Here is a 7,868-nt window from a genome sequence, read left to right on the forward strand (position 1 = left end):
GGCGTCGCTGGGCGGCTGGCCACTGGAGGAACGGCTGCGGTTCGTGGAGGAACGGCTGCGGTTCGCCGTCCTCGCCGCCGGGCTGTCCGTCCGGCATCACGGCGGAGCCCTGGCCGCCCCCGGCTGGTACGGCGTCGACCACTGGTGGCGCTCCCTGACCGACGGCTTCCTGGCGGACCGGCTCCCGACGGATCCCGGTCCCCCGGTCGCGTACGCCCGCTTCAGTTCGGGGTCGGTCAGGGAGCGCCACCAGTGGTCGACGCCGTACCAGCCGGGGGCGGCCAGGGCTCCGCCGTGATGCCGGACGGACAGCCCGGCGGCGAGGACGGCGAACCGCAGCCGTTCCTCCAGTGGCCAGCCGCCCAGCGACGCCGCGACGAAGCTCGCCCCGAATACGTCCCCGGCGCCGGTGGCGTCGAGGACATCGATGTCCAGAGCGGGCACGTCCGCGTACTCGCCGGTCGTCTGGTCGACGGCGAGAGCGCCGGAACCGCCTCGCGTCACCACGGCCACCGGTACCAGCTCGCTGAGCGTGCCGAGTGCCGCGACCGCGCTGTCGGTGCGGGTGTAGGCCATGGCCTCGGTCTCGTTGGGGAGGAAGGCATGGCACAGGGCGAGCTGGTCGAGCAGGTCGGTCGACCACTGCTGGGTGGGGTCCCAGCCGACGTCGGCGTAGATGTGGGTGCCGTTCGCGGCGGCCTTGGCCAGCCACTCGCGCGGTTCGGCCTCGATGTGCACGAGGGCGGTGCGTGCCTCGGGCGGGTCGCCCATCAGCACGTCCTGCGAGTACGGGGGCTCCTGGCCGTGGGTGACGAGCGCCCGGTCGTGGCCGTAGGCGAGCGAGACGGTGACGGGGGTGGGCCAGCCGTCCGCGGTCCGGGAGAGCGAGAGGTCGATGTCCTCCTGGTCGCACAGGATGTCCCGGCAGTACTCGCCGTACAGGTCGTCGCCGAACACCGTGGCCAGCGAGGTCCGCAGGCCGAAGCGGGCGGCGGCCACCGCCAGGTTGGCGATGCCGCCGGGGCCGCAGCCCATGCCGCCCGTCCAGATCTCCTCGCCCGGTGTTGGCGGCTTGCCGAGACCTGTGAGGACGAGGTCGTAGAAGAGCAGCCCGGTCAGCAGCACATCAGGCCGGTCGTCGTCCACGGAAGTGTCCTCTCGCTCAGGACCCGCTCGGAGAGCTCGTCAAAACTCTTCATTTCGGTGACCGGAATCGTGCGCCGCTCCGCGGGATTGGTCAATACCCGAGCAGAAATGAGCATGGCGATGATTGAAGATGACGAGTAGTGTTCACGCCGTGCTGGCAGAACGACGACACCAACTCATCCTGCGGGCCCTGCGCGCCGGTGGCCCCGCGGCCGTGACCGATCTCTCCGAGCAGCTGGGTGTGAGCCCGGCCACGATCAGGCGTGACCTGCTCAAACTGGAGGAGGACGGCCTTCTCACGCGGGTGCACGGCGGCGCGGTCGTGGAGGAGGGCGACCAGCCCTTCGCCGAGGTCGCCGAGGTGCGCGTGGCCGAGAAGGACGCCATAGCCGCGCACGCCGCGGCGATGGTCGAAGACGGTCAGTCGGTGCTGCTCGACATCGGCACCACCGCCTTCCGGCTGGCCCGCCAGCTGCACGGCCGCCGGCTCACCGTGATCACCAGCAACCTGGTGGTCTACGAGGAGCTCGCCGACGACGAGGGCATCGAGCTGGTGCTGCTCGGCGGCATGGTCCGCCGTGAGTACCGCTCCCTGGTCGGCTTCCTCACCGAGGACAATCTGCGCCAGCTGCACGCCGACTGGCTGTTCCTCGGGACCAGCGGGGTGCGGCCGGGCGGGCAGGTCATGGACACCACGGTCGTCGAGGTGCCGGTCAAGCGGGCCATGATCAAGTCGAGTGACAAGGTCGTCCTGCTCGCCGACGCGGCGAAGTTCCCCGGGCACGGCATGGCGAAGGTGTGCGGTCCCGAGGACCTGGACGTGGTGGTGACGAGCGCGCCGGTCGACACGGTGACGCGGGCCTCTTTGCAGGAGGCAGGCGTCGAGGTCGTCGTGGCGGGAAAGGTGCAGACGTGAAGCTGACGATTCTGGGCGGCGGCGGATTCCGCGTACCGCTCGTGTACGGGGCGCTCCTGACGGACCGCGCCGAGGGCCGGGTCACCCACGTCGTGCTGCACGACGTGGACGGACAGCGGCTCACCGCGGTGACCCGCGTGCTCGCCGAGCAGGCGGCCGGGGTGCCGGAAGCCCCCACGGTGAGCGCCACGACCGACCTCGACGAGGCCCTGCGCGGCGCCGACTTCGTCTTCTCGGCGATCCGCGTGGGCGGCCTGGAGGGCAGGGCGAACGACGAGCGGGTCGCGCTCGCCGAGGGCGTCCTCGGCCAGGAGACGGTCGGCGCGGGCGGCATCGCCTACGGCCTGCGCACGGTCCCGGTCGCCGTCGACATCGCCCAGCGCGTGGCCCGCCTCGCGCCGGACGCCTGGGTCATCAACTTCACCAACCCGGCGGGCCTGGTCACCGAGGCCATGTCCCGCCACCTCGGCGACCGCGTCATCGGCATCTGCGACTCGCCGGTCGGCCTCGGCCGCCGTATCGCCCGGGTGCTCGGCGTGAAGAACCCGGGCGAGGCGTGGATCGACTACGTCGGCCTCAACCACCTCGGCTGGGTGCGCGGCCTGCGCGTCGCCGGCCGCGACGAGCTCCCGCGCCTGCTCGCCGACCCCGACCTGCTCGGCTCCTTCGAGGAGGGCAAGCTCTTCGGCGTCGACTGGCTCCAGTCGCTCGGCGCGATCCCGAACGAGTATCTGCACTACTACTACTTCAACCGCGAGGCCGTCCGCGCCTACCAGCAGGCCGACAGGACCCGCGGCGCCTTCCTGCGCGACCAGCAGGCCGGTTTCTACGAGCAGATGCGCAACCCGGACGTCTCCGCGCTTCAGGCCTGGGACCGCACCCGCGCCGAGCGCGAGGCCACGTACATGTCCGAGAACCGGGAGACGGCCGGCGCCGGCGAGCGCGACGCCGACGACCTCTCCGGCGGCTACGAGAAGGTGGCGCTCGCGCTGATGCGGGCCATCGCCCGTGACGAGCGCACGACCCTGATCCTCAACGTCCGCAACCAGAACACGCTCTCGGTGCTCGACTCCGACGCCGTCATCGAAGTGCCCTGCCTGGTCGACGCCAACGGCGCCCACCCGGTCGCCGTCGCCCCGCTGCCCGACCACGCCAATGGCCTCGTCTGCTCGGTCAAGGCGGTCGAGCGGGAGGTGCTGGCCGCCGCCGAGTCGGGTTCGCGTACGACGGCGGTGAAGGCCTTCGCGCTGCACCCGCTGGTCGACTCGGTGGGCGTCGCCCGCAGGCTGGTCGAGGGCTACACCGGGGTGCATCCCGGCCTCGCGTACCTTAAGTAGCGCCGGCCTCGGAAAGCGCTTCCACTCCGTCGCTCACCCGTCGCTTCCCACTCGCTTCCCCTCCGTTCTCTCCCTCCCTGGAGACCCTGATGCACGACGAACGCCGCCGGATCGAGGAACGCGTCGAGCGCGTCCACAACCAGCGCATCAAGCCCGCGATCTACTCGGCCACCGTCCCCTTCGAGGTCGAGGCCTGGCAGGCGCCGGGTGAGCCGGTCTCCTTCGAGGAGGCCGCGGCCGCCCGGTACACGCCCTTCGCGATGGACACCCCGTGGGGCCCGCCCTGGGGCACCACATGGTTCCGGATGCGCGGCCGGGTGCCCGCCGAGTGGGCCGGGCGGCGGGTCGAGGCGGTCATCGACCTCGGCTTCGTGGGGGACTGGCCGGGCAACCAGGCCGAGGCCCTGGTGCACCTGCCCGACGGCCGCCCCCTCAAGGCGGTCAACCCGCTCAACCAGTACGTGCCGATCGGCAACCCGGTCGCGGGCGGCGAGGAGATCGACTACCTGGTCGAGGCCGCCTCCAACCCCGACATCCTGGCGAACGACTTCGCGGCCCCCACCCCGCTCGGCGACGTGCTGACAGCCGGCGACAAGCCGCTGTACACCTTCCAGCGCGCCGACATCGCCATCCTCGACGAGCAGGTCTGGCACCTCGACCTGGACCTCCAGGTGCTGCGCGAGCTCATGGTCCACCTCGGCGAGCACGAGCCGCGCCGCCACGAGATCATGCACACCCTCGACCGGGCCATGGACGTCCTCGACCTGGACGACATCCCGGGCAGCGCCGCGGCCGTACGCGAGGTACTCGCCCCCGTCCTGGCCAGGCCCGCGCACGCCAGCGCGCACACGATCTCCGGTGTCGGCCACGCGCACATCGACTCCGCGTGGCTGTGGCCCATCCGCGAGACCAAGCGCAAGACGTCCCGCACCTTCTCGAACGTCACGTCGCTCGCCGACGAGTACGACGACTTCATCTTCGCCTGCTCCCAGGCCCAGCAGTACGAGTGGGTGCGCGAGAACTACCCGCACGTCTGGGCCCGGATCCAGGAGTCCGTGAAGAAGGGCCAGTGGGCGCCGGTCGGCGGCATGTGGGTCGAGGCCGACGGCAACCTGCCCGGCGGCGAGGCCATCGCCCGCCAGCTCATCCACGGCAAGCGGTTCTTCATCGAGCACTTCGGCGTCGAGACCAAGGGCGTCTGGCTGCCGGACTCCTTCGGCTACACCGCCGCCTACCCGCAGCTCGCCAAGCTCGCCGGCAACGAGTGGTTCCTGACCCAGAAGATCTCCTGGAACCAGACCAACAAGTTCCCCCACCACACCTTCTGGTGGGAGGGCATCGACGGCACCCGCATCTTCACCCACTTCCCGCCGGTCGACACCTACAACGCCCGCTTCAGCGGCGAGGAGATGGACCGCGCGGTCCGCAACTACTCCGAGAAGGGCGGCGGTTCGCGCTCCCTCGCGCCCTTCGGCTGGGGCGACGGCGGTGGCGGCCCCACCCGCGAGATCATGGAGCGGGCGCGCCGGCTCGCCGATCTGGAGGGCTCGCCCAAGGTCGTCATCGAGCACCCGGACGAGTTCTTCGCCAAGGCCCGCGCCGAGTACGAGGACGCCCCGGTCTGGAACGGCGAGCTCTACCTGGAGCTGCACCGCGCCACCTACACCTCCCAGGCCCGCACCAAGCAGGGCAACCGGCGCAGCGAACACAAGCTGCGCGAGGCCGAGCTGTGGGCGACGACCGCCGCGCTGCACGCGCCGGGATACGCCTACCCGTACGAGAAGCTGGACCGACTGTGGAAGACGGTCCTGCTGCACCAGTTCCACGACATCCTGCCGGGCTCCTCGATCGCCTGGGTGCACCGTGAGGCCGAGGCCGAATACGCCCGCGTGGCCGAGGAGTTGGAGGCGCTGACGGCCGAGGCGGTCGCGGCACTGGGCGGGGGTCGGGCCCGCGTCTTCAACACGAGCCCGTACGAGCGCGCCGAGGTGGTCCGTACGGCCGACGGCGCACCGGCGTACGTGGAGGTGCCCGCGAGCGGCAGCGCGCCGCTGACCGGCGCCGAGCCCGCGCAGCCGGTGAAGGTCGAGGGCCGGGTCCTCGACAACGGCCTGGTGCGTGTCGAGGTGGCGCCAGACGGCACGCTCGCCTCCGTACGGGATCTGCGTGCCGGCCGCGAAGTCCTCGCCGACAAGGGCAACCTGCTGCGTCTGCACACCGACCTCCCGAACTACTGGGACGCCTGGGACATCGACAAGCACTACAAGAACCGCTACAAGGACCTGCTGGAGACGGAGTCGCTGACCGTCGTCGAAGAGGACCCCCTCCTCGGCGCGATCCGTGTCACCCGCTCCTTCGGCAAGGGGTCGAAGCTCACCCAGACGATCACGGTCCGCGCCGGAAGCCCCCGTATCGACTTCGAGACCGAGATCGACTGGCACGAGGCCGAGAAGATCCTCAAGGCGGGCTTCCCGGTCGACATCCGGGCCCCGCACTCCTCCGCCGAGATCCAGTTCGGCCACATCCAGCGGCCCACCCACACCAACACCAGCTGGGAGGCGGCCCGCTTCGAGGTCTCCGGCCACCGCTGGGTGCACATCGCCGAGCCCGGCTACGGCGTCGCGGTCATCAACGACTCGACGTACGGCCACGACGTCTCGCGCACGGTCCGCGAGGACGGCGGTACGACGACCCGGGTCAGCCTCAGCCTGGTCCGCGCCCCGCGCGTCCCGGACCCCGAGGCCGACCAGGGCATGCACCGCTTCACCTACTCCCTGCTCCCCGGCGCGAGCATCGAGGACGCGGTCGCCGAGGGCTACTCCCTCAACCTGCCGCTGCGGGTGGCGGACGCGGCGGGCGCGCCCGAGCCGGTCGTCTCCGTGGACGGGGACGGCGTGACCGTCGAGGCGGTCAAGCTGGCCGACGACGAGTCCGGCGACGTCGTGGTGCGGCTCTACGAGTCGCGGGGCGGCCGGGCACAGGGCGTCGTGCGCACCGGGTTCCCGCTGGCCGGCGCCCAGATCACCGACCTCCTGGAACGCCCGCTGGAGGCCGCCGAGATCGACGGCGGAGTGCCGGTCACGCTGCGCCCCTTCCAGGTGCTGACCCTTCGCCTCCAGCGCGCCGAGGTGCACTGATGGCGATACAACCCTGGTTCTCCGATGCCAAGTTGGGGATCTTCATCCACTGGGGCATCTACGCCGTCGACGGCGTCCAGGAGTCCTGGTCGTTCTACGACGACATCGTCCCGTACGACCGGTACATGTCCCAGTTCGACCGCTTCACCGCCGCCCGCTACGAACCGCGCGACTGGGCGAAGCTCTTCGCGCGGGCCGGCGCCAAGTACGCCGTCCTCACCAGCCGCCACCACGACGGCGTGGCCCTGTGGGACACGGCCCACGGCGACCTGAACGTGGGCCGCGACCTGATCGGCGGCTACGCGGACGCCCTGCGCGAGCAGGGCATCAAGGTCGGCCTCTACTACTCCCACTCGGACTGGAGCCACCCCGACTACGCCTCCACGCGCAAGCCCGGCCGCCCGCCGGAGCTGGAGGACAACCGGTACTCCGAGGTCGCGGCCGAGGACGAGGACCTGGACGCCTGGGAACGCTTCCTCGTCTACCGGGACGGCCAGATACGGGAGTTGACGTCCCGCTACAAGCCGGACCTGCTGTGGTTCGACGGCGAGTGGGACCGCAGTGAGGAGCAGTGGCGCATCCCCGAGCTGGCCGCGCTGATCCGCTCCGAGGTGCCGGACGTCGTCTTCAACGCCCGCATGCTCAGCGAGGGCGACTACGCGACGCCTGAGCAGGGCGCCCCGGTCGTCCCGCCCGAGGGGCCCTGGGAGCTGTGCCTGACGGTCAACGACTCCTGGGGCCATCAGCACCACGACCACCACCACAAGTCGGTCGACCAGCTGATCCGGTACTTCACGGAGACGATCGGCGGGGGCGGCAACCTGCTGCTCAGCGTCGGCCCCCGCGAGGACGGCACCATCCCGCAGGAACACGTCGAGCGCCTGGAGGGACTCGGCGACTGGATCGCGAAGCACGCGGAGGCGGTGTACGGCACCGAGCGCGGCCTCCCGGCCGGCCACCACTACGGCCCGAGCACCCTCTCCAAGGACCGCCGCACCCTGTACCTGATCCTCTTCGACGCCCCGCGCGCCGAGATCAACGTACGTGGACTGCTCGGTGGTGTACGCCGGATCACGGTGCTCGGCAGCGGCCGGGAACTGGCCCACCGGATGACCGGCGGTCTTCACGAGACGCCCGGGGTGCTCTGGATCGAACCGCCCACCGGGGCGGACCTCGACCCGCACGCCACGGTGCTCGGGCCGTAGTGGTGGCCGGCCGGGAGGCCGCGCTCGGTGCCGTACACCGCCTCCGCGTGCTTCGCGATCCAGTCGCCGAGTCCCTCCAGGCGCTCGACGTGTTCCTGCGGGATGGCGACGTGTTCCTGCGGGATGG

4 protein-coding genes and 2 pseudogenes are annotated in these 7,868 nt (G+C 71.1%); 4 read left to right on the forward strand and 2 right to left on the reverse strand.

Translation table 11 applies throughout. The features are described 5' to 3' along the window. Window positions 1–170: 170 nt before the first annotated feature. Window positions 171–1,146 (reverse strand): annotated as a pseudogene (locus EAO75_RS00135) (carbohydrate kinase family protein); the annotation flags it as partial. A 151-nt stretch (window positions 1,147–1,297) separates the two neighbouring features. Here EAO75_RS00135 and EAO75_RS00140 point away from each other — a divergent pair. The 4 genes from EAO75_RS00140 to EAO75_RS00155 all read left to right on the forward strand — a co-directional run bounded on the left by EAO75_RS00140 (window position 1,298) and on the right by EAO75_RS00155 (window position 7,741). Further along, window positions 1,298–2,062: a DeoR/GlpR family DNA-binding transcription regulator gene (locus EAO75_RS00140; protein WP_147992970.1), complete on the forward strand. Its 765-nt coding sequence runs from the start codon at window positions 1,298–1,300 to the stop codon at window positions 2,060–2,062. Beyond that, the gene (locus EAO75_RS00145) at window positions 2,059–3,399 is read left to right on the forward strand and encodes a 6-phospho-beta-glucosidase (RefSeq protein ID WP_147992971.1); all 1,341 of its coding nucleotides are present in this window, start codon (window positions 2,059–2,061) and stop codon (window positions 3,397–3,399) included. Before EAO75_RS00140 ends, EAO75_RS00145 begins: the two co-directional genes overlap by 4 nt. An 89-nt stretch (window positions 3,400–3,488) precedes the next feature. After that, window positions 3,489–6,536 carry an alpha-mannosidase gene (locus EAO75_RS00150; protein WP_147992972.1) on the forward strand — a complete coding sequence of 1,016 codons (3,048 nt, stop codon included), beginning with the start codon at window positions 3,489–3,491 and terminating at the stop codon, window positions 6,534–6,536. Next, the gene (locus EAO75_RS00155; RefSeq protein ID WP_147992973.1) at window positions 6,536–7,741 is read left to right on the forward strand and encodes an alpha-L-fucosidase; all 1,206 of its coding nucleotides are present in this window, start codon (window positions 6,536–6,538) and stop codon (window positions 7,739–7,741) included. Before EAO75_RS00150 ends, EAO75_RS00155 begins: the two co-directional genes overlap by 1 nt. Here the strand turns inward: EAO75_RS00155 and EAO75_RS46410 are convergent. Beyond that, window positions 7,660–7,868: pseudogene (locus EAO75_RS46410) on the reverse strand (hypothetical protein); the annotation flags it as partial. The gene EAO75_RS00155 and the pseudogene EAO75_RS46410 overlap by 82 nt on opposite strands.

It is taken from the genome of Streptomyces sp. UW30, assembly GCF_008042075.1.
In the GTDB taxonomy this organism is placed as follows: Bacteria; Actinomycetota; Actinomycetes; order Streptomycetales; family Streptomycetaceae; genus Streptomyces.